General features: G+C 60.3%; 25 protein-coding genes. 11 read left to right on the top strand and 14 right to left on the bottom strand.

What is annotated here, in order from left to right; all coding sequences use genetic code 11:
• Positions 1-61 precede the first annotated feature (61 nt).
• The 3 genes from AC2YI2_RS26435 to coaD form a co-directional block, all read right to left on the bottom strand.
• Positions 62-574: a peptidylprolyl isomerase gene (locus AC2YI2_RS26435; RefSeq protein WP_487389515.1), complete on the bottom strand. Its 513-nt coding sequence runs from the start codon at positions 572-574 to the stop codon at positions 62-64.
• Between the two features lie 64 nt (positions 575-638).
• A complete protein-coding gene (locus tag AC2YI2_RS26430) occupies positions 639-1,205 on the bottom strand; it encodes a peptidylprolyl isomerase (protein ID WP_487389514.1) in 567 nt (188 codons plus the stop codon).
• A gap of 20 nt (positions 1,206-1,225) precedes the next feature.
• The gene (coaD, locus tag AC2YI2_RS26425) at positions 1,226-1,720 is read right to left on the bottom strand and encodes a pantetheine-phosphate adenylyltransferase (protein ID WP_487389605.1); all 495 of its coding nucleotides are present in this window, start codon (positions 1,718-1,720) and stop codon (positions 1,226-1,228) included.
• 260 nt (positions 1,721-1,980) lie between these two features.
• Here coaD and AC2YI2_RS26420 point away from each other — a divergent pair, with 260 nt between their 5' ends.
• On the top strand, positions 1,981-2,124 hold the full coding sequence (locus AC2YI2_RS26420; protein ID WP_487389513.1) for a hypothetical protein: 144 nt from the start codon (positions 1,981-1,983) through the stop codon (positions 2,122-2,124).
• 80 nt (positions 2,125-2,204) lie between these two features.
• Here AC2YI2_RS26420 and AC2YI2_RS26415 read toward each other — a convergent pair whose 3' ends face one another.
• From AC2YI2_RS26415 to AC2YI2_RS26400, 4 genes are read right to left on the bottom strand one after another with little or no spacing between them, the layout of a single operon-like run.
• The gene (locus AC2YI2_RS26415; RefSeq protein WP_487389512.1) at positions 2,205-2,489 is read right to left on the bottom strand and encodes a hypothetical protein; all 285 of its coding nucleotides are present in this window, start codon (positions 2,487-2,489) and stop codon (positions 2,205-2,207) included.
• A gap of 10 nt (positions 2,490-2,499) precedes the next feature.
• A complete protein-coding gene (locus AC2YI2_RS26410) occupies positions 2,500-3,573 on the bottom strand; it encodes a hypothetical protein (RefSeq protein ID WP_487389511.1) in 1,074 nt (357 codons plus the stop codon).
• Positions 3,570-3,977 (bottom strand): hypothetical protein, encoded by a 408-nt coding sequence (locus AC2YI2_RS26405; protein WP_487389510.1) that lies wholly within the window; start codon positions 3,975-3,977, stop codon positions 3,570-3,572. Before AC2YI2_RS26405 ends, AC2YI2_RS26410 begins: the two co-directional genes overlap by 4 nt.
• An 11-nt stretch (positions 3,978-3,988) precedes the next feature.
• Positions 3,989-5,485 (bottom strand): FAD-binding protein, encoded by a 1,497-nt coding sequence (locus AC2YI2_RS26400; protein ID WP_487389509.1) that lies wholly within the window; start codon positions 5,483-5,485, stop codon positions 3,989-3,991.
• A 312-nt stretch (positions 5,486-5,797) separates the two neighbouring features.
• Between AC2YI2_RS26400 and AC2YI2_RS26395 the strand changes: the two genes are divergently transcribed.
• The 3 genes from AC2YI2_RS26395 (at position 5,798) to AC2YI2_RS26385 (ending at position 7,299) form a co-directional block, all read left to right on the top strand.
• Complete coding sequence (locus AC2YI2_RS26395) at positions 5,798-5,935, top strand: hypothetical protein (protein ID WP_487389508.1); 138 nt, start codon at positions 5,798-5,800, stop codon at positions 5,933-5,935.
• Positions 5,936-6,196: 261 nt separating this feature from the next.
• Positions 6,197-6,514: a DMT family transporter gene (locus AC2YI2_RS26390; RefSeq protein WP_487389507.1), complete on the top strand. Its 318-nt coding sequence runs from the start codon at positions 6,197-6,199 to the stop codon at positions 6,512-6,514.
• 113 nt (positions 6,515-6,627) lie between these two features.
• Entirely contained in the window at positions 6,628-7,299 is a 672-nt protein-coding gene (locus tag AC2YI2_RS26385; protein ID WP_487389506.1) for an EF-hand domain-containing protein, read from the top strand.
• Between the two features lie 75 nt (positions 7,300-7,374).
• Here the strand turns inward: AC2YI2_RS26385 and gyrA are convergent, their stop codons facing one another.
• Complete coding sequence (gyrA, locus tag AC2YI2_RS26380) at positions 7,375-10,188, bottom strand: DNA gyrase subunit A (protein ID WP_487389505.1); 2,814 nt, start codon at positions 10,186-10,188, stop codon at positions 7,375-7,377.
• 196 nt (positions 10,189-10,384) lie between these two features.
• Between gyrA and AC2YI2_RS26375 the strand changes: the two genes are divergently transcribed.
• Entirely contained in the window at positions 10,385-11,026 is a 642-nt protein-coding gene (locus AC2YI2_RS26375; RefSeq protein WP_487389504.1) for a MarC family protein, read from the top strand.
• Positions 11,027-11,063: 37 nt separating this feature from the next.
• On the opposite strand, the gene AC2YI2_RS26370 is transcribed toward AC2YI2_RS26375, so the two are convergent.
• Both AC2YI2_RS26370 and AC2YI2_RS26365 read right to left on the bottom strand, forming a co-directional pair.
• Positions 11,064-11,576 carry a ribonuclease H family protein gene (locus AC2YI2_RS26370; RefSeq protein WP_487389503.1) on the bottom strand — a complete coding sequence of 171 codons (513 nt, stop codon included), beginning with the start codon at positions 11,574-11,576 and terminating at the stop codon, positions 11,064-11,066.
• A gap of 50 nt (positions 11,577-11,626) precedes the next feature.
• Positions 11,627-12,148 carry a single-stranded DNA-binding protein gene (locus AC2YI2_RS26365; protein WP_487389502.1) on the bottom strand — a complete coding sequence of 174 codons (522 nt, stop codon included), beginning with the start codon at positions 12,146-12,148 and terminating at the stop codon, positions 11,627-11,629.
• 325 nt (positions 12,149-12,473) lie between these two features.
• Here AC2YI2_RS26365 and uvrA point away from each other — a divergent pair, with 325 nt between their 5' ends.
• Positions 12,474-15,395 (top strand): excinuclease ABC subunit UvrA, encoded by a 2,922-nt coding sequence (gene uvrA, locus AC2YI2_RS26360; RefSeq protein ID WP_487389501.1) that lies wholly within the window; start codon positions 12,474-12,476, stop codon positions 15,393-15,395.
• A 2-nt stretch (positions 15,396-15,397) separates the two neighbouring features.
• Here the strand turns inward: uvrA and AC2YI2_RS26355 are convergent, their stop codons facing one another.
• Complete coding sequence (locus AC2YI2_RS26355; RefSeq protein ID WP_487389500.1) at positions 15,398-16,843, bottom strand: NAD(P)H-hydrate dehydratase; 1,446 nt, start codon at positions 16,841-16,843, stop codon at positions 15,398-15,400.
• A gap of 381 nt (positions 16,844-17,224) precedes the next feature.
• Here AC2YI2_RS26355 and AC2YI2_RS26350 point away from each other — a divergent pair, with 381 nt between their 5' ends.
• From AC2YI2_RS26350 to AC2YI2_RS26330, 5 genes are all read left to right on the top strand, one after another.
• Complete coding sequence (locus tag AC2YI2_RS26350; RefSeq protein ID WP_137153622.1) at positions 17,225-17,563, top strand: P-II family nitrogen regulator; 339 nt, start codon at positions 17,225-17,227, stop codon at positions 17,561-17,563.
• A gap of 57 nt (positions 17,564-17,620) precedes the next feature.
• On the top strand, positions 17,621-19,030 hold the full coding sequence (glnA, locus tag AC2YI2_RS26345) for a type I glutamate--ammonia ligase (protein WP_487389499.1): 1,410 nt from the start codon (positions 17,621-17,623) through the stop codon (positions 19,028-19,030).
• A gap of 157 nt (positions 19,031-19,187) precedes the next feature.
• Positions 19,188-19,547, top strand: a complete 360-nt coding sequence (locus AC2YI2_RS26340) for a YciI family protein (protein ID WP_487389498.1) — start codon at positions 19,188-19,190, stop codon at positions 19,545-19,547.
• A 22-nt stretch (positions 19,548-19,569) separates the two neighbouring features.
• Entirely contained in the window at positions 19,570-19,932 is a 363-nt protein-coding gene (locus tag AC2YI2_RS26335; protein ID WP_487389497.1) for a YciI family protein, read from the top strand.
• Entirely contained in the window at positions 19,932-21,170 is a 1,239-nt protein-coding gene (locus AC2YI2_RS26330) for an RNA polymerase sigma factor (protein ID WP_487389496.1), read from the top strand. Before AC2YI2_RS26335 ends, AC2YI2_RS26330 begins: the two co-directional genes overlap by 1 nt.
• Here the strand turns inward: AC2YI2_RS26330 and AC2YI2_RS26325 are convergent.
• From AC2YI2_RS26325 to AC2YI2_RS26315, 3 genes are read right to left on the bottom strand one after another with little or no spacing between them, the layout of a single operon-like run.
• Positions 21,167-21,739, bottom strand: a complete 573-nt coding sequence (locus tag AC2YI2_RS26325) for a GNAT family N-acetyltransferase (RefSeq protein WP_487389495.1) — start codon at positions 21,737-21,739, stop codon at positions 21,167-21,169. The genes AC2YI2_RS26330 and AC2YI2_RS26325 overlap by 4 nt on opposite strands.
• A complete protein-coding gene (locus AC2YI2_RS26320) occupies positions 21,690-22,172 on the bottom strand; it encodes a hypothetical protein (protein WP_487389494.1) in 483 nt (160 codons plus the stop codon). Before AC2YI2_RS26320 ends, AC2YI2_RS26325 begins: the two co-directional genes overlap by 50 nt.
• A 13-nt stretch (positions 22,173-22,185) precedes the next feature.
• Positions 22,186-23,223 (bottom strand): TAXI family TRAP transporter solute-binding subunit, encoded by a 1,038-nt coding sequence (locus AC2YI2_RS26315; protein WP_487389493.1) that lies wholly within the window; start codon positions 23,221-23,223, stop codon positions 22,186-22,188.
• Positions 23,224-23,226 lie beyond the last annotated feature (3 nt).

The raw sequence follows: 23,226 nt of genomic DNA, 5'->3' as shown, positions 1-23,226 counted from the left end.
GAGAAATAGAAAACCGCCCCGGCGCATAAGCCCCGGAGCGGCTGATGTCTACTGCTTTCGATCAGGCGACGTCGGCGGCGACCTTCACCGAGACGATGGAATCCGGATCGGTGACGGGCTCGCCCTTCTTGATCTTGTCGACATTGTCCATGCCCTCGATGACCTGGCCCCAGACCGAGTACTGCTTGTTGAGCCAAGGCGCGTCGGTGAAGCAGATGAAGAACTGCGAATTCGCCGAGTTCGGGCTCTGCGAACGTGCCATCGAGCAGGTGCCTCTGATGTGGCTGATGTTGGAGAACTCGGCCTTGAGGTCCGGCTTGTCGGAACCGCCCATGCCGGCGCGCGCCGGGTTGAAGTCCTTGCCACCCTTCTTGCCGAACTTGACATCGCCCGTCTGGGCCATGAAGTCGGGGATGACGCGGTGGAAAACAACGCCGTCATAGGCGCCTTCGCGCGCCAGTTCCTTGATCCGCGTGACGTGGTCAGGCGCCGCGTTCGGCATCATTTCGATGACGACCTTGCCCTTCGTGGTCTCGACGATGAGGGTGTTTTCCGGATCCTTGATCTCGGCCATATGCTTTCTCCTTGTCTAGCTTCTTTGGGCGTAACTTATTGGGGCCCAGCTTATTGCGCTTATCTTACTTGCCGACCGTGACCTTGATCATGCGATCGGGGTCGGTCACGCTGCCATTGTTGTCCTGATCGCCGCGCTTGATGTCGTCGACATGCTCCATGCCGGAAAGGACCTTGCCGACGACCGTATACTGGCCGTTCAGAAAGTCGCCAGGCGCGAACATGATGAAGAACTGCGAATTGGCGGAGTTCGGATCCTGCGATCGAGCCATGCCGATGATGCCGCGTTCGAAGGGCACGTTCGAGAATTCGGCCGGTACATCCGGCAGGTCGGAACCGCCCATGCCGGCCATCTGCGGTTGGAAATTCTTTGACATGTTGCCGTACTGGACGTCGCCTGTCTGGGCCATGAAGCCGTCAATCACACGGTGGAAGGCGACATTGTCATAGGCACCCTTCTTGGCGAGTTCCTTGATGCGGGCGACATGCTGCGGTGCCACGTCGGGCATCAGCTGGATCACGACCGATCCATCCTTAAGCTGGATGGTAAGCTGGTTCGGATCGGCCGAAGCCTGGCCGGCGAAGCCGAGGACCAGAAACAGGCCCGCAGCGAGAGTCTTGAAGATGTTCATGTTTCTCCCTTCCTGAAGGATCAGGACTTTCGTTTGTTCTGAAGCGCGGCGAAGACTGCCGGCGGTACGAAGGCGCTGACATCGCCGCCCATCGCGGCGATCTGGCGCACCAATGTGGCCGTTATGGGCCGTGAAGCGGGCGCCGCCGGCAGGAACACGGTCTGAACATCAGGCGCCATCTGCCGATTCATTCCGGCCATCTGCATTTCATAGTCCAGGTCGGTGCCATCGCGCAGGCCGCGGATGAGAACCTTGGCGTCGAACTGCCGGGCGGCATCGACGACGAGGTTCTGGAAGGCGACCACCTCGATGTCATCCTTGCGCTCGGGCAGCGCACCGGCGAGTGATTCCCGGATCAGGGCCGCGCGTTCCTCGAAGCTGAATGTTGGCTGCTTGTTGGGATTGACGCCGATGCCGACGACCACGGTCGGGGCAATGCTGAGCGCCTGAATCAGAACATCGAGATGCCCGTTCGTCAGCGGGTCGAACGATCCGGGATAAAACGCCTTCGTCATCTCGCCTTCCGTCACGATTTCGCGACGCCTTGTGTCATGGAAAACCCGGCCACGCAACTGATTTTCCAGTGCTTTGACGGAACCTGAACGCCAGATGAACGTTCCATTCAGGCCGATTTCAGTGGGCTCGTGTTTATCTAACGTCAAGTTCGCGGAACGGTTGGTTACTCCAGTGCCAAAGCCGGTTCCCCAGGAGACAGCAACAACGCGCTCTGCGTGCGACGACGGTCGCATGCACGGCGCCCACGGATGAGAGGACGATGACGATGATGTATGCGACGCTTACTTTTATGGCTGCCATAATTGCCGTGATGTTCGTTGCTTCAGCTGTTTCCTCCGTCATCAACGCCATCCGTGAAAACGAGGCCGTGAAAGACAGCATGCGCCGCAACGCGGCACTCTGATCCCCCTGGAGCGATAGGCATTCCCCTCCCTGCCCTTCGCCCTTCAAAGCAGCCGGACGGTCCCCTGCCGTCCGGCTTCTTCATGTCTGCGATAGAGACAGACAACCCGCGCGGCGCACTGGATAGACAATGAGGGCGCCACTCGCATAGAGCGCCCGCGCCGCCCCCGCATCTACGCCGGCGAGAATCGCCTGCCGGCCATTCCAGCGATCGATCGTGACGCCGTCGGGTAAGGTCGAAAGGTCCGGCACTTCCAGAAAAATGACGCGCGCCGCCTGTGCCGGGCCTGCCAGCGGAAGAACGAGCGCCGGAAGTGCGATGGCAGCGATTGCCGCCATTATCGTCAGCAACAGGCCACGGCCCAAGCCTATCCCCTCAGTAGTCAAACACGTGCTCGAGTCCTGGATCGCCGGGCGTGCGGGCGGCGAGAAGACGGGCGAGGTCAGAGACCTTGGTGTCGACAAGCACCCGCTCGGACCAGAAGCCGTCCCGCGGCATCCGCTCAATCACCTCACCCGGTCCGACATATTCTTCGCCGGGCGGCAGCGTCAGCGCCACCATGATATCGTCATTTCCGGCGATTTCACGAATCGAACCGCCGGCACGTGCGATCTCCGACAGGATCTGCGTGAATCGCGCGTAGCGTGGCGTCTCTATGACCATGCCGTCGGGTGCCTCGGAAACGACTTTCACATCGGGGATGATACCAAGTTGAGTCGCATCGAGCCCGGTGACGACCGATTGGATGGTCAGCTTGGCTTCGCCGGTCGCCGCAACGCCCGCAGCGATCAGGTCGGCGTAGAAGATCTTTGCCTTCCATTCGCCGCCAAGCGCCAGACGCCGCTCCCAACCGCGCCAAGGATCGACAATGGGGATATCCCACAATGCATCGACCATCCGCTGGAAATTGTACTTGTACCAGGGTGTTTGGCGGAGAAAGGCCGCATAGTCCGCCGCCATCGTGGCCGCCACGACGTCCTGCGGCGACTTTACTGGTCCACGAACGGCGGCGAAAACACGGCCCACCGTTTCTTCATAGGCAGCCTTCAGCCCCATCTCGAGGGTGAAGCTGGCACCGATCGTATAGAGCATCAGCCGTGTGTCGCCGTCAGCACCGCCATGGGCATCGGCAACACGCGTCAGCGCGCAGGTCGATTCCCAGAACCGCCAGACGCTCGAAGCATAGTCGAAATCGTACTCATCCGAGGTTTTCAGAACCTCAGCCAGGCCGTCATAGGCATAGACAATATGCCATTCCGGATAGGTCAGATACGTGTTCGCCTCGCGTCGCTGCTCGTTTGGATCGGTGATGACGGGCGCATAGGATGCGTTCGTCACCGGAATATGGCAGGAAAATTCGACATAGCCGATCGGTGCGGCGAGGCCGACAGCGGTCAGCAGGACCAGAATTACGACCCATTTGACGAGCTTGCCGATGAACCGGATCATGCTGCGTCATTCCGGAAGAAGAAACCGGAGAGGATCGCAAGGCCGCCCAGGCCGAGATGCGGCAGGTTGGCCATGATCTTGAAGCTGAAGGGTAGATCCTGGATGCCGTAATTAATGATCCCGAGATCGAGATAGCCAGACCCGGTGATCAATCCGAGCAGGCCGTCGCCGAAGTAAAGCACGCCAAATGCGAGAAGGAAGGTACGCGAGGCGCGGGCGCCAAGCCATGCCGCGATCCCCGCCCAAAGCGCCGAGGCAAGATGCAGCGCGTCATCGTAGATATCGAGCGCGAAAATGCCGAAGGTCTTGCCGTCGGTGACGGGAATGAAGGGCAGATAGTTGAGCGACGCCGCAAACAGCAGCACGAGAAAGTAGAGGATGGCAACGAGCCTTAGGCGATTCATGGTCGTCCTCATCAGATTTTTGAAAGGTAGTTATCCCAGAAACGGTTACGGAAGGTCATTCCTTTGTCGAGCTCGCGCTTTTTTTGCGCCAGCTCCCCTGCTCTCGGATAACCACGCTTGAATTGTTCGATCGTCGCATGCGGGCGATAGGGCAAGTAGTAAGTCCCACCGATCGAGAGGACCCGCTCGATCAGGTGATGTGTCATCCGTGCCATATCCGCCTCGGCGCGCACCGATTTCTCCTGCGAAAACAGCATGACGGAGGCGATGCGTGGTTCCGGCGCGTAACTCAGCACGCTGTCGTTGTCGGCTGCAACGTAGCGCACCGTGATGTTCATGAGTTGCTGATACGAGGCGGGAATCACCTGTTGGCAATGCGCTACGAACTCGCGGAAGCGGTCGGGTGGCACGAAATATTCATGCAGGATGTCGGTCCGGCCAGTATCGCCGTCCGCCAGGGTCGCGACCGGCTCATTCATCAAGCTGTTGCGCGTCGAGTCGCCCACGATCCCGGGCCCCACGGTGGTTTCTGTCCACCAGCGGAAATGCTTGGTGGAGTCGGAGCCGAGCTGGGCGCGGAACAGACCGGCCGAAACATAGCTGACAACACCGCTGCCGGCGGCCGGCGGCAGTTCGTTCTGGTCCGCGCTGGGCCGATACGTGATCAGCAACCCGTCATTGAAGAATCGGTCGATCGACACATCCAGCCGCCCATAGGCCATCTGGATCGTCGGATCCTTGGCCAGCGCCTCGGCGAAGGCCTTGCCGACATCGGCGCCCGGCATGCGGGTATAGGTAGGGGTGAGCCGGGCATTGGGCACCATGTCGAGTTCGAGATCGGTGATCAGGCCAAACAGGCCGTAGCCGCCCATAGCGAGCGAAAACAGTTGCGGATTGTCCTCGCGTGAGCACTTGATGACATCGCCGTCCGCACGCATCAAGCGGATCGACCGGACGGTGCTGCCCATCGGCCCGAACGGAACCGGCCAGCCATGGGCATTCACGGAAAAGGTGCTGGCCACGCCGAAATCGTTGTTGGACTGCATGACCGCAGGCGAAAAGCCGATCTTGTCGAGTTCGGCTATGACTGTCGACCAGCGCGTGCCGGCCGTCACCCGATAGGTCTTCTTCGCGGTGTCCGCCTCGATCCATTTCTGCGACAGCGTGAGTGCCAGGCCTTGGTCGGGAAGGCTGTGACCACCCATTGAATGCCGCGCCGTGCTTGCCGCAAAGGGCCGATCATTGTCGACGGCGTCGGAGAGGAAAGTGCGAAGCCGGTTGGTGTATTCCGTGTCCAGGCCGGAATTCAGGGTGGCGTGCTTGTAGATCTTGGTCGGATTAAGTTCGCTCGCATCGTTGAGGACGCTGCCATCGACCTGGGCAAAGCTGTCCACAATCGGAAATTTTGGGCCGGGATCGCTTTGCGGTGCAAGCCAATTGCGGCCGGCGGCGATGCCGGCAGCCGCGGACACACCCGCCAGCATGACCCGCCGCGTGAACTTGCTCATCAAGGCCCCCGAATTCTCAATGCAAAATCATACAAATCGCCGCTGGAAGTTAGGGCATGGCCGATGCAATCGCAATGTGACCGATAGCATCCATCCGAAAAAAGTCTGTGGCCGCGAAACCAATTCTCGCGATGAACGTTGGATGAACGCGCCATTCAGAGCCGTTTCAGTGCCTCAATGCTTTAATGGCTTCAAGTTCGGAACAGCAAAGACCCTTTGGTACCGACCCTGTTCCTTTTGTAACAGCCGCGTAGCCTTCCAGATGGCATAAAGACATCAAGTTAAAGGCGAGACGCCAAAGAGGACGACGAGATGATGCAGATGACCCTGACCCTGATGGCAGCCTTGATTGCCACGATGTTCGTGACGACTGCGGTTTCCTCGATCGTCAACTCTATCCGCGAAAGCAAAGGCATGAAGGAAGCCTCTGCCCGCCGCATGGCATTCTGAAGTTTACGACCTCCCCGACGCGCGGGTTTCCCTCCCCCTCCCCTTGTTCCCGCGCAATTTAGAAAACCGGACGGCTTCCCCTGCCCGTCCGGTTTTTTCTTTGTCTGGACGCCGGATTTGCCGTCCCGGACCACCAGCCATGCACGCCGGGCATTTGACCCTTGGCGCTGGGGCCGATAAAGTATGAGTAGTCCGGCGGGGACGACCTCGCCAGCGCGGACTTTGACCAGGGACGACCCTACTGACCAAGGAGGGTCGCTCATGAACTGGTTTCTTCTCTTCATCGCAGGCGTCTTAGAGATCGGCTGGGTCTATGCACTCAAGCAATCCGACAATTTCGCCAATCTGAAGTTTGCGGCACTGGCCATCACTTTGCTTGTGCTCAGCATGGCCTGCCTCTCGCTCTCGCTAAGATCGATCCCCGTCGGCACGGCTTACGCGATCTGGACTGGCATCGGCGCCGTCGGTGCGGCGATGCTCGGTATCATGGCTTTCGGCGAACCGGCGACGGCGCTGAGATTGACCTGCATTGCGCTGATCGTGGCAGGTGTTGCGGGGCTGAAGCTGGCGGCGGCTTAAGCCGGTCATGGCCTTACAATCGCCTGATTGCCTCGTTGATCGTGATGCTGGATTGCGATTGAAAGGCGAGGTTTGCGATGCGCTCTCTAAGGACATGGTTTGCAGTTGCTGCCATGCTTGCTCCCAGCGTCGCGGCGACCGCTCCGTCGCTGAAGGCTGTCGGCGCAGCGGCAGGCGGGTTCGGCGCAGGCCACAGTTGGATAATGGGCCAGTTCGACGAGACGCCAAACCAAACGCTGAAGCTGTCAGACTTTGAGCGAACAACACTGGCGGCGTTTCACGCGCTTACGGGTGGAACCGATGTCCTGACTGCTACCGGTGTTGAGGCTGTCACGGCTGCGGTCGAAGAAAACGCGCGCTCCGCTCACAGCAAATACCTCGCCAAAATGGACCTTGATGCCGATGGAAACGTCTCCGAGTCCGAGGTCCGGTCATTCGTCTTGGCGACGCCATCGCGCTTTGGTGAGGACTACCGGATCAACAGAACAATGAAGGCGGACCGAGACAAGAACGGGATGATCGATCCTCAGGAAAGTCAGCGCGCGGCGCAAGAGTCGGCGGAGTTGATCGCATTGAACGCCAAAGCCGCCTACCAGATCATGTCTCTTGATAGCAACGCTGACGGCGAACTTACCAACGTGGAGATTTTGACCGCCACCGAAAGAGTCTTCGCCTTCGTCGATACCGATAAAGACGACTATGCGAATTCCGGGGAGATATGCATTGCCCGCGGGCCACTGATCGACCGCAAAGGATTACACTTTGGCACTAAGACATGTTTCTGAGGCCGGCCTCGTGATCCTGTCATTGAATGAGCCGCCACGCTCATTGTCTCGGCGGCCCATCATAATCGTCACGACTTAGCCTTCAACCGGACCTTCAGCTTCCGGCGTGCCGGAAGCCTCTGCCCCGGTTTCGCCTTCGGCCTCTGCGCCCTCTTCTTCCTCCGGCTCGCTGATCCGCTCGACGGACACGACCTTTTCGTCGGCGGCTGTCGAGAAGATCGTGACGCCCTTGGTGGCGCGGCTGGCGATGCGGATGCCGTTGACCGGAACGCGGATCAGCTGGCCGCCATCGGAGACCAGCATGATCTGGTCGGCGTCTTCCACCGGGAAGGCGGCAACGAGTTCGCCGATCTCCGCGGTCTTGGACGTGTCAGTGGCGCGGATACCCTTGCCGCCGCGGCCGGAGATGCGGAAGTCATAAGATGACGAGCGCTTGCCGAAGCCCTTCTCGGACACCGTCAGAACGAACTGCTCCAGCGCCTTGAGAGCGGCATAACGTTCGTCGGAGATATCGCCCTCTTCGGCAACCTCCTCACCTACAAGCTGGATGTCCTCCTCGTCGACACCAAGGGCCCGACGCTCCACCGCCGACCGCTTCAGGTAGGCGGCGCGCTCGAAGGCTTCTGCATCGACATGACCAAGGATCGTCATCGAGATCAGGCGGTCGTTTTCAGCCAGCGTTATGCCTCTGACGCCGATCGAGTTGCGGCCGGCAAACACCCGGACCTCATCGACCGAGAAGCGGATCGCTTGGCCCAGCGCCGTTGTCAAAAGCACGTCATCGCCTGGATCGCCGATGAGAGGATCGGGACCGTTGCAGGTCTCGACCGAGAGGATTTCATCGCCCTCTTCCTCGAGCTTCATCGCGATCTTGCCGTTGCGATTGACCTGGACGAAGTCCGACAGCTTGTTGCGCCGGACGGTGCCCCTTGTCGTCGAGAACATGACGTCGAGATTGGCCCAGCTGTCCTCGTCTTCGGGCAGCGGCATGATCGTGGTGATGCGTTCGCCCTTCTCGAGTGGCAGCATGTTGATGAGGGCCTTGCCGCGGGATGTCGGCGTGCCGATCGGCAGGCGCCAGACCTTTTCCTTATAGACGATGCCACGCGAGGAGAAGAACAGCACCGGTGTATGTGTATTGGCGACGAACAGGCGCGTGACGAAATCTTCATCCCGCGTCGTCACGCCCGTCCGACCCTTGCCGCCTCGACGCTGAGCGCGATAGGTGTTGAGCGGCACGCGCTTGACGTAACCCGTATGGGAAACCGTCACCACCATGTCTTCGCGGGCGATCAGGTCCTCGTCATCCATGTCAGGACCGCCATCGGCGATCTGGGTGCGGCGCGGCGTACCGAATTCGTCGCGCACGGCGCCGAGCTCGTCCTTGACAATTGTCAAGATGCGAAGGCGCGAGGACAGAATGTCGAGATAGTCCTTGATCTCGGCACCGATCTTGTTGAGCTCGTCTGCGATTTCATCCCGACCGAGCGCGGTGAGGCGCTGCAGACGCAGTTCGAGAATGGCGCGGGCCTGCTCCTCGGAAAGATTGTAGGTGCCGTCGTCGTTGATCTTGTGGCGCGGATCGTCGATCAGGCGGATCAGCGATTCGACGTCATGCGCCGGCCAGCGACGCTCCATCAACTGCTCGCGCGCGGTCTGCGGATCGGGTGCGCGGCGGATCAGCGCGATCACTTCGTCGATATTGGCGACGGCAATGGCGAGACCGACCAAGACATGCGCCCGCTCGCGCACCTTGCGAAGCAGGTACTTGGTGCGGCGCATCACCACTTCCTCGCGGAAGCTGACGAAGGCGCGCAGCATGTCGAGCAACGGCAGTTGTTCCGGCTTGCCGCCGTTCAAGGCCACCATGTTGCAGCCGAAGGAGGTCTGCAGCGGCGTGTAACGATAGAGCTGGTTGAGAATGACGTCGGCGTTGGCGTCCTTCTTGAGCTCGATGACGACGCGGTAGCCCTCGCGGTCGGACTCGTCGCGGATATCGGAGATGCCCTCGATGCGCTTGTCACGCACCAGTTCGGCCATCTTCTCGATCATCGTCGACTTGTTCACCTGATAGGGAATCTCGGAGATGATGATCTGCTCGCGGTCGTTGCGCATCGGCTCGATGCGGGCGACGCCGCGCATGATGACCGAGCCGCGGCCCGTTTCATAGGCCTGGCGGATGCCGGCACGGCCGAGAATCTGGGCGCCTGTCGGGAAGTCCGGCCCGGGAATGATCTCCATGATTTGCAGGAGGTCCATCGCTGGATTGTCGATCAGCGCAATGCAGGCATTGATGACTTCGACGAGGTTGTGCGGAGGAATGTTGGTCGCCATGCCGACGGCGATGCCGCCCGCGCCGTTGACCAGCAGGTTGGGGAACTTGGCCGGAAGGACCACCGGCTCCCGCAACGTGCCGTCATAGTTCTCACGGAAGTCGACCGTTTCCTTGTCGAGGTCGTCGAGCAGGGAATGCGCGGCCTTGTCGAGGCGGCATTCGGTGTAGCGTTCAGCCGCAGGCGGATCGCCGTCCACCGATCCGAAATTGCCCTGCCCGTCGATCAGCGGCAGGCGAAGCGACCAATCCTGCGCCATGCGGGCCAGTGCGTCATAGATCGCCAGGTTGCCGTGCGGGTGATATTTACCCATCACGTCGCCGGTGACGCGGGCGCACTTGACGTACTTCTTGTTCCAGTCGATGCCCAGCTCGCTCATGCCGTACAGGATGCGGCGATGGACCGGCTTGAGGCCGTCACGAACGTCGGGTAGCGCGCGGCTCACGATCACGCTCATGGCGTAATCGAGGTAGGAACGCTGCATTTCCTCGATGATGGAGATAGGTTCGATGCCGCTCGGGCCTCTGCCGCCCGGGGGTGGAGTAATCTCTGACAAAGCGCTTACGTTTCCTTATTCGGAATCACTGCCTGACTTATAGCGGAAAGGGTTCGGATAGGCCAATTTTGCGGCTCGTTTATGAACAGCTTTGGCGGATTTTCCAATGCCTTGCGCCATCCCTCGACGCAGAATTCGACCGCTTGTCGCGCCATTCGGGAAAGGCTATCAAGAAAGGGGGAACCAGGGGGCTCATATGGCGACGACGGCGGAGTTGATCAATGCCTTCACGACGCTGCTGGTGACGACCGATCCTCCGGGGCTTGCACCAATTTTCCTCGGTCTGACTGCGGGCATGAATGCCGCCCAGCGCAAGCAGACCGCCATTCGCGGCACGCTCATCGCCTTCTGCATCCTGCTTGTTTTTGCCATCAGCGGCGCGGGCGTGCTGTCAGTGCTCGGAATTTCGCTGCCGGCCTTCCGCATCGCGGGCGGCTTCCTGCTGTTCTTCATCGCTTTCGAGATGGTTTTCGAGAAACGCCAGGAGCGTAAGCTGAAGGTCGGCGAGGTCGCCATAACCAAGGATCACATCCAGAATCTCGCGGTCTTTCCCTTGGCGATCCCGCTGATCACCGGGCCTGGCTCAATTTCGGCCACCATCCTGCTGGCGGGCAATTTCCCGACGGCTTTCCAGCGCGTGCAGCTGATTCTGATCATTGCGGTCGTCTTTGCAATCATCCTGGCAGCCCTGATGGTTGCCGACCGCATCGACCGGCTTCTCGGCCAGACCGGCCGGGCGATCCTCACCCGGCTGCTCGGCGTGCTGCTCTCGGCGCTGGCCGTGCAGTTCGTCATAGATGGCGTTCGGGCAACGATGACGGTCTATACCGGACCCTAATGCGGTCTATGCTGATCGAAGCCGCGCTTGCGGCCGCTTATGAGGTATTTCTCGCCTTTGCGCGGCGCCCGAGCTCAGCCAGGTTATCGGCTCGCTCATTACCGGGATTGCCCGCATGACCTTTGCACCAGACAATGTCGATCCGACGGTACTTCGACAACACGCTGTCGATTGCGATCCAGAGCGCCTGATCGGCTATGGCCCGGCTCCGTGCTTTCGGGTCCGGCCCTTTCTTCCTCCAGCCCCTGCTCCTCCAGACATGCCGCCACTGATTGCAGCCTTTCACGGCATATACGGAATCGGACCAAAGGATTGACGGTTCGCCCGCAGCATTGACGTTGATCCAGGTCGCCGCTTCCAGCAACGCGATCAACTCCATCGCGTTGTTCGACGAGCGCGCGATATGGCCAGATTCGGAAGCGATTTCCACACCATCGCGATAGGCCACGAAAGCCCAGCCACCGGTACAGCTTTCGGGCTCGTAGCAACCATCAGCGTAGACCTGCAGACTGCAGCCGCTCGAAATTCGGCCGGTATCAAGGACGGTCATCGGTTCGAGCGCCGTCGGTGTTCGTCGTCAGGCAATGCATTCCGTGCGGCTCAGAAAGGAATGTCGTCATCCATGTCGCGCGAGAAGGACGGCACGGGGGTCGAGCTGCGGCTGCCCTGGTTCGACGAACGAGCAGGCGCGCTGCTGCGGCCACCGGTATCACCACCATAGTTCTGGTCGTAATCGTCGGAACCGCCCTGGCCGCGGCCGCCGCCCTCGCCACGACCGTCAAGCATGGTCAGGGTCGAATTGAATCCCTGTAAAACCACTTCCGTGGAATAACGCTCGTTGCCGGACTGGTCTTGCCATTTACGCGTCTGCAGCGCGCCCTCAATATAGAGCTTGGCACCCTTCTTCACATATTGCTCGACGACCTTGCAGAGGCCTTCGTTGAAGACCACGACAGTATGCCACTCAGTCTTCTCCTTGCGCTCGCCGGAATTCTTGTCGCGCCACTGTTCCGAAGTTGCAATGCGGAGGTTGGCGATCGGCCGGCCGTCCTGCGTACGCCGGATTTCGGGATCTGCACCCACATTGCCGATGAGAATGACCTTGTTGACACTTCCCGCCATAACTATCTTCCTTGCAACGCGGGATCTTCCCGCAGAAATATCCAGACATCCATAAACGCTTTGCGCCAGCGATGCGCCCTTAGTGGGGCGTCATCCACAGCTAAAGACCGCGATGGATCGGCTGCCAGAAATTTGTTCTTTTTTTGTTCTAGTTTTGGCGGTAGAGTTTGTCAAACGGATTCGCACCGATGCTGACACTTTTTGGCAGACTGACGTTTGCCAATGCCGGTTCGTTTGCGTTAGTTAGAAGCAGGAAAATGGGCCGGCGGAACTGTCACCGGCCAGTGATCAATCCCGTGATCCCCAAGACCGGAATTTCTCGTTCATGAGCGAACTGAAGACTATCTCGATACGCGGCGCGCGCGAGCATAACCTGAAGAATATCGACCTCGACCTGCCCCGCAACAGCCTGATCGTCATGACCGGCCTGTCCGGTTCGGGCAAGTCATCGCTCGCCTTCGACACGATCTATGCCGAGGGCCAGCGTCGCTATGTCGAAAGCCTGTCGGCTTATGCGCGCCAGTTCCTTGAGATGATGCAGAAGCCCGATGTCGACCAGATCGACGGGCTGTCGCCCGCCATCTCGATCGAGCAGAAGACGACATCCAGGAACCCGCGCTCGACGGTGGGCACGGTCACCGAGATCCACGACTATATGCGCCTGCTGTTCGCGCGCGTTGGCGTTCCCTACTCGCCGGCAACGGGGCTGCCGATCGAGAGCCAGACGGTCAGCCAGATGGTCGACAGGGTGCTGGACTATGAAGAAGGTACGCGGCTCTACATTCTTGCGCCGATCGTGCGCGGACGAAAGGGTGAGTACAAAAAGGAACTCGCCGAATTGATGAAGAAGGGGTTCCAGCGCGTCAAGATCGACGGCCAGTTTTACGAGATCGCCGATGCGCCTGCTTTGGACAAGAAGTACAAGCACGATATCGATGTCGTGGTCGACCGCATCGTCGTGCGGCCGGACATGGCCTCGCGGCTTGCGGATTCCTTCGAGACGTCGCTCAAGCTCGCCGATGGCCTCGCAATCGCCGAATTCGCCGACAAGCCTCTGCGGGCGGAAGACACTTCGGAGGGCGGCTCGGCCAACAAATCGCTCAACGAGACGCATGAACGGGTAATGTTCTCGGAAAAATTCGCGTGCCCGGTGTCCGGTTTCACTATTCCTGAGATTGAGCCTCGTCTCTTCTCGTTCAACAATCCATTCGGTGCCTGCCCGAGCTGCGACGGCCTCGGCTCGCAGCAGAAGATCGATGCCGACCTGATCGTGCCGGAAGCGCATCGCACGTTGCGCGATGGCGCCGTCGCGCCCTGGGCCAAGTCGTCCTCGCCCTATTACAACCAGACGCTCGAGGCGCTCGGCAAAGCGTATGGTTTCAAGCTCTCGAACCGCTGGAACGAGCTGACCGAGGAGGCGCAGGACGCCATTCTGAACGGCACCGGCAAGCGCGAAATCACCTTCCATTATGCCGACGGCGCCCGCTCCTACCAGACGACCAAGACGTTCGAAGGTATCGTCCCCAACCTCGAGCGCCGCTGGAAAGAGACCGATTCCGCATGGTCGCGCGAAGAAATCGAGCGCTACATGAGCGCCGCCCCCTGCCCGGCCTGCGCCGGCTACCGGCTGAAGCCGGAATCGCTGGCGGTGAAAATCGACAAGCTACATATCGGGCAAGTCTCGGAAATGTCGATCAAGGTGGCGAATGACTGGTTCATCGCGCTGCCGCAACACCTGAATTCGAAGCAGAACGAGATTGCGATCCGAATCCTCAAGGAAATCCGCGACCGTCTGAAATTCCTCAACGATGTCGGCCTGGACTACCTCTCGCTGTCGCGCAATTCCGGCACGCTATCGGGTGGCGAAAGCCAGCGCATCCGGCTTGCCTCGCAGATCGGCTCCGGCCTGACAGGCGTCCTCTATGTGCTCGACGAGCCGTCGATCGGCCTGCACCAGCGCGACAATGCGCGACTGCTCGATACGCTCAAGCACTTGCGCGACATCGGCAATACCGTGATCGTCGTCGAGCATGACGAGGACGCGATCATGACCGCCGACCACGTCGTCGATATCGGCCCTGCCGCCGGTATTCACGGTGGCCAGATTGTTGCCGAGGGCACACCGTCCGACATCATGAACAACCCGAACTCGCTCACCGGCAAATATCTGTCGGGCGAGCTTTCGGTTTCGGTGCCGTCCGGGCGCCGCAAGCCGAAGAAGGGCAAGGAAATCAAGGTCGTCGGCGCGCGCGGCAACAATCTCAAGGATGTGACGGCGGCGATCCCGCTCGGCGTCTTCACCGCCGTCACCGGCGTGTCGGGCGGCGGCAAGTCCACCTTCCTCATCGAGACGCTTTACAAGTCTGCCGCCCGCCGTGTCATGGGTGCCCGCGAAAACCCGGCCGAGCACGACCGCATAGATGGCTTCGAGCATATAGACAAGGTTATCGACATCGATCAGTCGCCGATCGGCCGTACGCCGCGTTCAAATCCGGCGACCTATACCGGCGCGTTTACCCCGATCCGCGACTGGTTCGCTGGTCTGCCGGACGCCAAGGCGAAAGGTTACGCGCCGGGTCGTTTCTCGTTCAACGTCAAGGGTGGCCGCTGCGAGGCCTGCCAGGGCGACGGCGTCATCAAGATCGAGATGCACTTCCTGCCGGACGTCTATGTCACCTGCGACGTCTGCCACGGCAAACGCTACAACAGAGAAACGCTCGACGTGCATTTCAAGGGCAAGTCGATCTCCGACGTGCTGGATATGACCGTCGAGGAAGGCTGCGACTTCTTTGCCGCCGTGCCGGCCGTGCGCGACAAGCTGACCGCGCTGCGCGAAGTCGGCCTCGGCTATATCAAGGTCGGCCAGCAGGCCAACACGCTTTCGGGCGGTGAGGCTCAGCGCGTCAAGCTGGCCAAGGAGTTGTCAAAGAAATCCACCGGCCGCACGCTCTATATTCTCGACGAGCCGACCACCGGCCTGCATTTCCACGACGTTGTCAAGCTCTTGGAAATGCTTCACGAACTGGTCAACCAGGGCAATTCCGTCGTCGTCATCGAGCACAATCTCGAAGTCATCAAGACCGCCGACTGGATCATCGATTTCGGCCCCGAGGGCGGCGATGGCGGCGGTGAGATCATCGCCGAGGGCACGCCGGAACAAGTGGTCAAGGAGAAGCGCTCCTATACCGGGCAGTTCCTGAAGGAGTTGCTGGAGCGGCGGCCGATGAACAAGGACGCTGCGGAGTAGGGTCAGGTCCGGACATGGCTGGCGAGGATTTCCGCCGTCAGCCCTGTCCCCGCCCGCTGCGCCGCCTCGCCATGATGCCAGACCGCGGCGCAAGCTGCTTCGTAGACGGGATAACCCTGGGCCATCAGCGCGCCGCAGATGCCGGCCAGCACATCGCCTGAGCCTGCCGTGGCGAGCGTAGGCGGTGCATTGGTGTTGATCGCGGCGCGACCGTCGGAACCGGCGATCACGGTATCCGAACCCTTGTAGATGATGGCGGCATTGGCCCGCCTGGCTGCGGCGATGGCCTTATCGACTTTCGAGAGGCCGACATTCTTGGCGATATCGGGAAACAATCGCGCGAACTCGCCTTCATGCGGTGTCAGCACGAGCCGCGGCTCTCCTGAGAAAGCCTCAAACAGTGTTTGCGGATCATCCTTGAAGCTGGTGATGCCATCGGCATCGAGCACCAGTTTACGATCGCCGAGCGCCAGCGCGAAATCCCGTGCCTTCTGGCCGATGCCGAAACCCGGGCCCAGCACGAATGTGCCGAGGCGGTTGTCGGTCAGCCACTCGCGAAGATCGCTCGAATTGTCGATTTGTCGCAACATGACCGCGGTGAGATGAGTCGCATTCTCTTCCATCGCATTCGGGGGGCACGCAATCGTCACCAGACCGGCCCCGGCGCGCAAGCCTGCCTCTGCTGCCAGGCGGGCTGCGCCGGTATGGGATGCTTCGCCGGAAAACACGACCAGGGCCCCGCGCGTATATTTGTGGGCCGCCGAACGGTGTCGGCCTGTGAAGGCGGCCCAGACATCCGGGCCATTGATGGCGACGTCGCATTGGTGCGCTTCCACATACCGCCGAGGGACGCCGATATCTGATATCTCGACCTCGCCGCAATGGTCGCGGCCCGGCAGAAGCAGCATGCCGGGCTTGAGCGCCATGAAGGTGACGGTGACCTCGGCGTCAAAGGCGGCCCCGTGCACGTGGCCCGTTCGGCCATCGATGCCGCTCGGCAAATCGATTGCGATCACCGGAAGGCGCGCGTCTTTCACCTTGCCGATGAAAGCCACCAGCGCAGCTGGCACATCGCGTGCCAGCCCGGCGCCGAACACGCCGTCGATCACGACGTCTCCCAGTGCTGGCTGATAGGCCTCAATCGGTGCATTCACGATGCCGCATTCAGCCAAGGCTCGTCTCGCGTCGGCTGTCGCGGGCGCGCCTGCTTTGAGCTGGTAAAGGGCGACCTCGGCGCCCGCATCCTTCAATCCCCGAGCAGCTACATAGGCATCACCGCCATTGTTGCCGGGTCCAGCAACGACGACAAAACGACAAGCACCAGGGTGCCGCTTCAGCGCGCAAGCGGACACCGCTCGACCTGCGGCGGTCATCAGGCCATAGCTCGATATTCCGGACTCGATGCAGGCGGAATCGATCTTGGTGACGGCATCGGGAAGGATCAGCATGAAATGACCGTTTGCACGCTTTTTTGGCAAAAATGACGAGGTGCAACAGCAACCGGCACCCGCATAGGGAGTCTGCCCTGCCAGTCGGGAAAAAGCAAATGACTGAAAACTAAGCAAATGCACAAGATTTGCCCCGCGCAGCATGCGCCGACCCAAGCCTGTCTATGGTGCGGGGGTCAAAATCTGCGAAAGCGGCAAAAAAACTCCACGACGAGGCGATTTTCATCTGGTTTTTTGCCGAGAAACGCGCAACATCACCACCGTTCGGCTGATTTCTGGCCCCAAAAACAAGAATCTCGCTCCTGACTGGCATACAAAATGCATCGGAGGCGGCAGCGGGCCAGACCTGCAGAAACGGGAGAAGCGGAGAGAACTTTCCTCATGAAAAAGATCGAAGCGATCATCAAGCCTTTCAAGCTCGATGAAGTGAAGGAAGCCCTTCAGGAAGTCGGCCTGCAGGGTATTACCGTCACCGAAGCGAAGGGTTTCGGACGGCAGAAGGGCCACACGGAACTTTATCGTGGTGCCGAATATGTCGTCGATTTCCTGCCCAAGGTGAAGGTCGAGGTCGTGCTTGCAGATGAGAATGTGGAGCGTGTCATCGATGCGATCCGCAATGCGGCACAGACCGGACGTATCGGGGACGGCAAGATCTTCGTCTCCAATGTGGAGGAAGTCGTCCGTATCCGCACCGGCGAGACCGGCGTAGACGCCATCTGATTGCCCACGCATATCCGCGTATGGGCGGACATCGTCATAACCATAGGGAAGAGCTAAATGACGACAGCAAAAGACATCCTGAAGCAGATCAAGGACAACGACGTAAAATTCGTCGACCTCCGCTTCACCGACCCCAAGGGCAAGCTGCAGCATGTGACGATGGACGTTATCGCCGTCGATGAGGACATGTTCGCCGATGGCGTCATGTTCGACGGCTCGTCCATCGGCGGTTGGAAGGCGATCAACGAGTCCGACATGGTGCTGATGCCCGATGCGTCGAGCGCGCATATGGACCCGTTCTTCGCGCAGTCGACCATGGTCGTCCTCTGCGACATTCTCGATCCGATCTCGGGCGAAGCCTATAATCGCGACCCGCGCGGCACGGCCAAGAAGGCTGAAGCCTATCTCAAGGCCTCAGGCCTCGGCGATACGATCAATATGGGCCCGGAGCCGGAATTCTTCGTGTTCGACGACGTCAAGTACAAGGCGATGCCCTACAATACCGGCTTCAAGCTCGATTCCTCCGAACTGCCGGAGAATGACGATACCGACTACGAATCCGGCAATCTCGGTCACCGTCCGCGCATCAAGGGCGGCTATTTTCCGGTTCCGCCGATCGACAGCCTACAGGACATGCGCTCGGAAATGCTGACCGTGCTCACCGAAATGGGTGTAACGGTCGAAAAGCAGCACCATGAAGTCGCCGCCGCGCAGCATGAGCTCGGCGTGAAGTTCAACACGCTGGTGCGCAGCGCCGATCACATGCAGATCTACAAGTATGTGGTTCATCAGGTCGCGAATGCCTATGGCAAGACGGCTACCTTCATGCCGAAGCCGGTCTTCGGCGACAATGGCTCGGGCATGCATGTGCATCAATCGATCTGGAAGGACGGCAAGCCGACCTTCGCGGGCGACGAATATGCAGGTCTCTCCGAGAATTGCCTCTATTACATCGGCGGCATTATCAAGCATGCCAAGGCGATCAACGCCTTCACCAACCCGACCACCAACTCCTACAAGCGTCTGGTGCCGGGTTATGAAGCACCGGTTCTGCTCGCCTATTCGGCCCGCAACCGCTCCGCCTCGTGCCGTATCCCGTTCGGCTCTTCGCCGAAGGCCAAGCGCGTCGAAGTCCGCTTCCCCGATCCGGCCCAGAACCCCTATCTCGGCTTTGCGGCAATGCTGATGGCCGGTATCGACGGGATCAAGAACAAGATCCATCCCGGCAAGGCCATGGACAAGGACCTCTACGACCTTCCGCCGAAGGAGCTCAAGAAGATCCCGACCGTCTGCGGTTCGCTGCGCGAAGCGCTGGAAAGCCTCGACAAGGATCGCAAGTTCCTGACCGCCGGCGGCGTGTTCGATGACGACCAGATCGACAGCTATATTGAGCTCAAGATGGCTGAAGTGATGCGTTTCGAAATGACGCCGCACCCGGTCGAGTTCGACATGTACTATTCCTGCTGATTTCGATCAGCCGGTATTCAAGAGCCGCCGGGACTCGTTTCCGGCGGCTTTTTCGTGCCGACCGTTGGCCGAGTGAAAATTTCGCTGCTATTTTCCGAGGCGCTGTCGAATCCCGTTCGACCCGTTCGACCATTGATGTCAACAACGGAGGACGTCGATGAAGTATCTCTGCATCGTGCATCTCGACTACGCAGTCTTCTCGGCAATGTCGCCGGATGAGATCGCGACGCTCGAGCGCAGCAACCTGGCCTATGACACAGAGCTCGGAGAACGCCACCAACTGATCGCGGGTCATGGGCTCGAGCCGCCCGATAGTGGGCTGATCGTCAAGGTCCGCAACAGCGAGGTCTCGATGACCGCTGGTCCTTTCTCCGAAGCCAAGGAGCAGATGGCCGGCATCATCCTGATCGAAGCCCGCGACATGAACGAGGCAGTGGGCATTGCCGCCGGCATTCCGCTCGCAAAATATGGGCAGATCGAGATCCGCCCCGTCTACACAGTTCCAACCAAAGCCTGAATCGAAAGCACGGAGAAAGACCATGAAATTCCTCTGCATCGTGCATTTCGACGGCACTGTCCTCGATAGGATGGATGCGACCGAAAAGCGTGAATTCGACCGCGAGTCGCTCGGCTATGACCAAAGTCTCCATGGCAGCGGCAAGCTGGTCCACGCCGAGGCGCTGCAATCGCCCTCCTCTGCCTCGCTGGTCAAGGTCCGCAACGGACAGATGTTGGTGACCGATGGCCCCTATGCGGAAGCCAAGGAGCAGATGGGCGGCTTCATCCTGATCGACGCCATCGATAGAGCCGAAGCAATCGAGATCGCGGCTGGCATACCTCTCGCCCGGCTCGGCACGATTGAGGTGCGTCCGATCTACGAAATTCCGGATCCGAATGGCTGATGCAGGACATTGATCGCGCCTATCGGACGCATGCGCCCTATGTGCTGGCGACGCTCATCCGGCTGCTCGGCAGTTTCGAACTGGCCGAGGAGGCGGTGCAGGCCGCCTTCCTCACCGCGGCCGAGCGATGGCCGCGCGAGGGTGTGCCGGCCAATCCGCGGTCGTGGCTGGTCTCCGCGGGGCGATTCCGGACGATCGACAAGCTCCGCCGCCGCGCGCGATTCCGCGAACTCGAACCGGAGATCACGCGCTTGATGGAAGAGGATCAGGATGAGCCGCTCGACCCCGACATGGTCAAGGACGACATGCTGCGGCTGATCTTCACTTGCTGCCATCCGTTGCTGCCGCCGGACCAGCAGGCGGCGCTCTGCCTGCGAGAGGTCTGCGGCCTGACGACGGAGGCGATCGCAGCCGCCTATTTCGTTCGGGTGCCGACGATGGCGCAGCGCATCGTCCGCGCCAAGGGACGGATCAAAGCCGAGGCGATCCCCTATGAGATACCGAGCAAGATCGAACTTGAGGAAAGGCTGGAGGTCGTGCTGCGCGTCATCTACCTCGTGTTCTCGGAAGGCCATGCTTCCGGCGCTGGCGAGGCGATCCTGCGTACTGACCTCTGCGAAGAAGCAGTCCGGCTGGCGCGGTTGTTGCTTGGGCATATCCCGCATCCCGATGTGGAAGGGCTCCTGGGGCTGATGCTGCTGCAGCATTCGCGTCGCTCGGCACGGCTCGATGCAGCGGGCAACCTCACGCCGCTCGACGAACAAGATCGTTCGCTTTGGAACGCTAGCGAGATAGAAGAAGGGAGCAGGTTGGTGCGCGCCGCCCTCGCCCGACCGCCCCTGTCGACTTACACGCTTCAGGCCGCCATCGCTGCTGTACATGCGGCCACCATCGATGGGAGAGCCCCCGACTGGAGCGCAATCATCGGCTGGTATGACCTCTTGATGATTGCCGACCCCGGACCTGTGACCGAGCTCAATCGCGCGATCGCGGTCGGCATGCGGGATGGGCCGGCTGCCGGCCTCTCCATGGTTGACACGATTATGACACGCGGCGAGCTACCAGACTATCGCTACGCGGAACTCACCCGTGCAGATTTTCTGCGCAGACTTGGTCGAAAAGTGGAGGCTTGTGCTGCGTATCACTCGGCGCTTGAGCGGACGCCGGCGCCCGCGGAAAGGCGCTTCATCGAACGCCGTCTTGCGGAGCTGAGCAAGGCTAACCGGCACAGCGACTAGCCGCGATGGTGCCGATAGACGAAGCAGGGATCGCCGTTCGGCGTCGGCGCCTGCGAATCCAGCACTGCGCCGAGTCGCTCCGCGAGACGGATCGAGCGTATATTGTCGCGATCTATGTAGGAGACGAGCGACGACAGACCGCGTTCGTCGAACGCCCACTGTCGTGCCGCGAAGGCCGCCTCATGGGCATATCCCCTGCCCTCGAAGCCCTCGAACAGCAGCCAGCCCAGCTCGATTTCCGGGTAATCAATCGGCCGATGCACCGCGACTTCGCCGACAAGCGCGCCGGAAGCTGCCTCCTCGACGGCCCAACCGCCGAAACCCAGGACATTCCACTGCCCGATGCAGTTCATGAAACCATCCCAGACTTGCCGCGGCGAAAGCCTACCGCCGATGAAAGCCGCCCGATCGGTTTCGTAAAGCGCCATAAGATGTTGAAAATCCTCCGACCGGTAGGGCCGTAGGACGAGATTGTCGGTCTTGATCAATGGGGCGAGCAGTGTTCTTCTCTTTTTTCTCTCAACATGTGCCGTGCAAGGATTTGACCAGGCGGCCGACGACGGCGTCATAAGCCTTCAGCTGTGAGCGATCGTATTCAAGCCGGAAGTAGATGACCGCATCATCGCAGCCCGTCATTGCCCTGGCATAGAACACCCGGCCGCCTTTGCCGCCCGACCAACTCGCATTCTTTGCCGTTCGGCGATCATAGGAGATATCCCAGCCTTCGGACAGATCTGACCGTACACGGCCCGCGATATCGGACTTGAAATCCCGATCGACGAGATAGGCGCCCCACACCCGCAGTTCAGCATTTCCATCCGCGCTCGTGGACACGCCACCATCGCTGTTTTCGGCCTCGGACACGTCAGAGAAGCCGGACGGAATATCGATCGCATAGGCGAAGCGGGGATTGTCATATCGCCTCCAGTCCTCGGCGGACGCCTGCAGCGGCGCCACCGCCAGTCCAACGCCGACCAACTGACCGATAAACCCGGAACGCATACCTCGCCCTTGCCTATTGTTTCTTGAGCCGCTCCTTGAGCAGCTTCAGATAATCGTCATTCTCATCGGTCGCATCCTCGGCCGGCGTCGCCACGGGCGTCGCGCAAGTCGGCTTGTAGGCAGCCGCAAGCCCTTCCTTGACACAGACGCCGACCTTCCAGCCGGGAGGAACCGCGGTGAGGTCCACTGTCTTCCACTTGGGGTGTCCCGTCGCCTGGAGCTTTTCCATATTGGTGATGATGTAGTTGGAGAAATCGGCGACCGCCTTGCAGGAATCGCGGTGATAGGCGTTGCGCTTCTTGTCATAGTCGAAGGTCATCAGCACGGCCTTCACAGCCACCGTATCGACCGCCTGTTTCTCAAAGGTGTAAGTGCCGGGCTCGATCTTGGCTGGAATGTAGGTCGCGAGCAGCGGCGCCTCGGTGATCGGCACAAGGTGGAATTTCGCGCCGTCGATCGCGTCGCCCTGGAATAGCGACGCGGGCGCGCCGGCGACGTAGAAAAAGGCGTCGATCTCGCCGGATTGAAGCTGTGGCAGCGCCTTGTCCGGGTTCACCTCGACCTTCTGGACACCCTTGATCTGAAGGATGTCAAGCATCAGCGATGACGTAAGATAAGTGCCGCTGTCCTTGACGCCCACAGCGACCTTCCTGCCCGCGAGATCCGCCATCGACTTGATGTCGGTTTTGGCGAGAACATGGACCTCTTCGTTGTAGAGCGGGAACATGATGCGCACGCCGCGGACGGCCTGCTGGATCTCGGGGTCATTTGCCTCGAAGGTCTTTAGATATTCGAGCACGTCATTCTGGACGATGCCGAACTGCGTGTTCTTGCGGTTGCGGACGCCGCTGAAATTTTCGAGCGAGCCTGCGCTCTCCACCACATTCAGCGTCTGGCCGCAGGCCTTGCCGAGACCGGCGATGTCGCGGCCGATCTTGATATAGGTGCCGGTCGGGCCGCCCGTCATGATATTCTTTTCGAGTTCGGCAGCGCGGGCCGGCGCGACGAGCAGCAGAACCAGCGGCAGGACCGCGAGCAGTTTTCTCAGCATAAA

Source organism: Rhizobium sp. SRI_017 (assembly GCF_057586295.1).
This window is presented reverse-complemented; position numbering and strand designations above follow the sequence as displayed.

What these genes read in the sequence shown, in the direction of transcription:
- coaD (WP_487389605.1), bottom strand. Translation starts at nt 1,720, where the DNA reads ATGACGAAGGCGTTTTATCCCGGATCGTTCGACCCGCTGACGAACGGG.
- AC2YI2_RS26325 (WP_487389495.1), bottom strand. Translation starts at nt 21,739, where the DNA reads ATGACGCCGTCGTCGGCCGCCTGGTCAAATCCTTGCACGGCACATGTT.
- AC2YI2_RS26405 (WP_487389510.1), bottom strand. Translation starts at nt 3,977, where the DNA reads ATGAATCGCCTAAGGCTCGTTGCCATCCTCTACTTTCTCGTGCTGCTG.
- AC2YI2_RS26400 (WP_487389509.1), bottom strand. Translation starts at nt 5,485, where the DNA reads ATGAGCAAGTTCACGCGGCGGGTCATGCTGGCGGGTGTGTCCGCGGCT.
- AC2YI2_RS26395 (WP_487389508.1), top strand. Translation starts at nt 5,798, where the DNA reads ATGATGCAGATGACCCTGACCCTGATGGCAGCCTTGATTGCCACGATG.
- AC2YI2_RS26430 (WP_487389514.1), bottom strand. Translation starts at nt 1,205, where the DNA reads ATGAACATCTTCAAGACTCTCGCTGCGGGCCTGTTTCTGGTCCTCGGC.
- glnA (WP_487389499.1), top strand. Translation starts at nt 17,621, where the DNA reads ATGACGACAGCAAAAGACATCCTGAAGCAGATCAAGGACAACGACGTA.
- AC2YI2_RS26370 (WP_487389503.1), bottom strand. Translation starts at nt 11,576, where the DNA reads ATGACCGTCCTTGATACCGGCCGAATTTCGAGCGGCTGCAGTCTGCAG.
- AC2YI2_RS26435 (WP_487389515.1), bottom strand. Translation starts at nt 574, where the DNA reads ATGGCCGAGATCAAGGATCCGGAAAACACCCTCATCGTCGAGACCACG.
- uvrA (WP_487389501.1), top strand. Translation starts at nt 12,474, where the DNA reads ATGAGCGAACTGAAGACTATCTCGATACGCGGCGCGCGCGAGCATAAC.
- AC2YI2_RS26355 (WP_487389500.1), bottom strand. Translation starts at nt 16,843, where the DNA reads ATGCTGATCCTTCCCGATGCCGTCACCAAGATCGATTCCGCCTGCATC.
- AC2YI2_RS26330 (WP_487389496.1), top strand. Translation starts at nt 19,932, where the DNA reads ATGCAGGACATTGATCGCGCCTATCGGACGCATGCGCCCTATGTGCTG.
- AC2YI2_RS26315 (WP_487389493.1), bottom strand. Translation starts at nt 23,223, where the DNA reads ATGCTGAGAAAACTGCTCGCGGTCCTGCCGCTGGTTCTGCTGCTCGTC.
- AC2YI2_RS26390 (WP_487389507.1), top strand. Translation starts at nt 6,197, where the DNA reads ATGAACTGGTTTCTTCTCTTCATCGCAGGCGTCTTAGAGATCGGCTGG.
- AC2YI2_RS26410 (WP_487389511.1), bottom strand. Translation starts at nt 3,573, where the DNA reads ATGATCCGGTTCATCGGCAAGCTCGTCAAATGGGTCGTAATTCTGGTC.
- AC2YI2_RS26335 (WP_487389497.1), top strand. Translation starts at nt 19,570, where the DNA reads ATGAAATTCCTCTGCATCGTGCATTTCGACGGCACTGTCCTCGATAGG.
- AC2YI2_RS26365 (WP_487389502.1), bottom strand. Translation starts at nt 12,148, where the DNA reads ATGGCGGGAAGTGTCAACAAGGTCATTCTCATCGGCAATGTGGGTGCA.
- AC2YI2_RS26350 (WP_137153622.1), top strand. Translation starts at nt 17,225, where the DNA reads ATGAAAAAGATCGAAGCGATCATCAAGCCTTTCAAGCTCGATGAAGTG.
- AC2YI2_RS26375 (WP_487389504.1), top strand. Translation starts at nt 10,385, where the DNA reads ATGGCGACGACGGCGGAGTTGATCAATGCCTTCACGACGCTGCTGGTG.
- AC2YI2_RS26420 (WP_487389513.1), top strand. Translation starts at nt 1,981, where the DNA reads ATGACGATGATGTATGCGACGCTTACTTTTATGGCTGCCATAATTGCC.
- AC2YI2_RS26340 (WP_487389498.1), top strand. Translation starts at nt 19,188, where the DNA reads ATGAAGTATCTCTGCATCGTGCATCTCGACTACGCAGTCTTCTCGGCA.
- AC2YI2_RS26385 (WP_487389506.1), top strand. Translation starts at nt 6,628, where the DNA reads ATGCTTGCTCCCAGCGTCGCGGCGACCGCTCCGTCGCTGAAGGCTGTC.
- AC2YI2_RS26320 (WP_487389494.1), bottom strand. Translation starts at nt 22,172, where the DNA reads ATGCGTTCCGGGTTTATCGGTCAGTTGGTCGGCGTTGGACTGGCGGTG.